The following is a 2,299-nucleotide window of genomic DNA, read 5'->3' on the forward strand; positions in this document are numbered from 1 at the left end:
CAGGCGGTAATGGGAACATGGGGATGAGCTTAGGCGGCAGAACGTGAAATCGCCTTATGTACCGGTTTTTGAGTACTTACCCAGAGGCAATGGGGAGGGAAGGCCTTTGTGTGTAGAAAATGACGGGATTGATATCAGTGATTTGCCCAGACACCCTGGTCAATAGCTCTGGCTGCTTGTAGCAGGTGTTCTGCGTCCTGCTGTGTGATCACGGTATGGTGGTGAGAATACGCCTCATGGTAGTAGGCATTGAACGCTTCTTTTACCGCATGCTCGCCATAGGCATCTGCCACCGCTGTGTAGAAGGAACGGTTGATGAAAAAGCGGGGTTGGCAACGGGACAGCAGGTGACCAATAGCGGATGTGCTGACTGTTGTGATGGATTCAGTGGCATGGTTATATTTCACGCTTTCCTGAAGAGGGGCGTCTTCAGCACTTTGCTGGTTGGCAAATACCGTTGAATCCAAACTTACAATAAATGGTCTGTGCATAGTAGTGTAAATCCCTCCGTGGACTCGCACTATTAATTAACGATAGCAATAAAGTAGTGAGGTTAGGATATGGGGATTAAGAAATAATTGGTCTTGCGCTAATGTATTTTATGAGGAAAAAGTAAAGTTCTCTTTGTTATGGTTTTTTTATAATTAAATATTATATCAGTATGGTTTGTTATTTTTAAACCTGTTTTTGTTAGGTTGGATATGAAACTTTCTTGGTTTATTTCTTACAAAACTCTATCCGTTGATTTATTGATTACATGGTTGTCAATATGAAAGATTTACCTGTTCTTGCAGGCCCAAGTAGTGTTCCTAAAAGAAAGTTGTCGTATGAGGGAACATCACATGGTGTAAAAAAAACATGTGATATTAAAAGCAGGGTTGAGCTGAGGCAGGGAACCTATATTGGTGATATGAAAAGTGTCTGGGTTGTTTCATTGCCTCGATCCGATAGGGAACGGTATGTGCCCAGTAGTGTGTTGGATAGCTATGGGGCTACCTTGAAAACTGGAATACTTCCGGTTTTTTATAGAAAAAAATCAGCGTGTCATAGTGAACTTGAGAGTGGGCGGTATATTGAAATTCTGGATAGAATTGAAGTTTGCTTTCGGCAACGTAATATAAAGAAAGAGGGGGCGACTACTGCGAAGCCTAAAGAAGATGTTGGTGCAAGTATAGGAGCGGAAAAAGAAGGCGAGGTTTTTACCCCACTACTAAAAAGAATAAATGATAACAGTGAGTTTTTGATTGATGTTAAAGAACACGCCGAAGAATCTTCTGTGGAGGTATTTCTCTGTGGCTTTCTTGATACGCCAAAAGGTTTGCGTCAGAAATTTACAGCGGCGGTATTACCCAGTGATGCTGCAATGGGTAAAATTATTGCGGTGTTTTTTTCCAGTCCTGCCGTAGATCAGTGGTTGAGTGACAATGGGGGAGAGAATAGAAAAAAATGCGATATGCAGATGGAGTTCAAGCTGCCCAAAGGGGTGCGTAATCGTAATATCTCAATTGACAATAAGTGGATCAAATACGGAGAAGGGGTTGTCTATCAAAGAGAAGAGATGGCGTGGAGGCTGCTATATCACTACCAAAATAAAAATATAAAAATTAACCTCCAAACCTTGGTTTACCAAGATCCTCTGATTGAGGATGAACATGCTGAAATCATCACGATCAGTAATGGTGAGCGGTTTTTGTCTGAACAGCTTATTAAAAAAGTCTATCAGCATCAATGTGATACGGATAAGTCTGTTGGTACGGCAGCTGCTGGTCCGGTAGAACCACTTGTCTGGACATGGTGTACAAAGGATTCGCTCACAGATTTTTTGCAGGAGAATGTCAATATCCAGCAGAAAGATTTTTTTTATAACTTAGACAGTCATATGCATACTGTCGCAGTTTTCATGTACAAACATAAAGGCTATTTGGCCTGTTATATTCATGAGACACTTGGTGTTAAAAATTCGGTTGCGATTCAAATAAGGACGGATGTGGAAAATATTGTGAAAGCGTTTTATGCGGATACGCTGATATATATTATGTATCCCTCGCTGAAATTGCAGTATGACTATGAAAGTTGTGGGGTAATTGCACTTAAAGCAATGGACGTTATGAGGAAGAAAACAGAAGGGTTGATGAATGATTTGAATGCCGTGATAGGCAAGCCCAAGGCAGGGCAGAAACAAAAAGCGCGTATTGTGCATTTGCAAGTTAAAGTGAATCACCTTAAATCCCGCTTAACCTTGGGAATGTGAGCAAGCTGGCCGTACTTTTGGCAACAGAGTACAGTTTTTGCACAAAAC

Annotated in this window: 2 protein-coding genes; one reads left to right on the forward strand and one right to left on the reverse strand. The window is 41.4% G+C overall.

What is annotated here, in order from left to right:
- Nucleotides 1-134 precede the first annotated feature (134 nt).
- Nucleotides 135-491: a hypothetical protein gene (locus tag ABD892_RS11015; RefSeq protein WP_345195692.1), complete on the reverse strand. Its 357-nt coding sequence runs from the start codon at nt 489-491 to the stop codon at nt 135-137.
- A gap of 278 nt (nt 492-769) precedes the next feature.
- On the opposite strand from ABD892_RS11015, the gene ABD892_RS11020 reads away from it, so the two are divergent.
- The gene (locus ABD892_RS11020; protein WP_345195693.1) at nt 770-2,251 is read left to right on the forward strand and encodes a hypothetical protein; all 1,482 of its coding nucleotides are present in this window, start codon (nt 770-772) and stop codon (nt 2,249-2,251) included.
- The last annotated feature ends 48 nt before the right edge of the window (nt 2,252-2,299 follow it).

It is taken from the genome of Kistimonas scapharcae (assembly GCF_039540975.1).
In the GTDB taxonomy this organism is placed as follows: Bacteria; Pseudomonadota; Gammaproteobacteria; order Pseudomonadales; family Endozoicomonadaceae; genus Kistimonas; species Kistimonas scapharcae.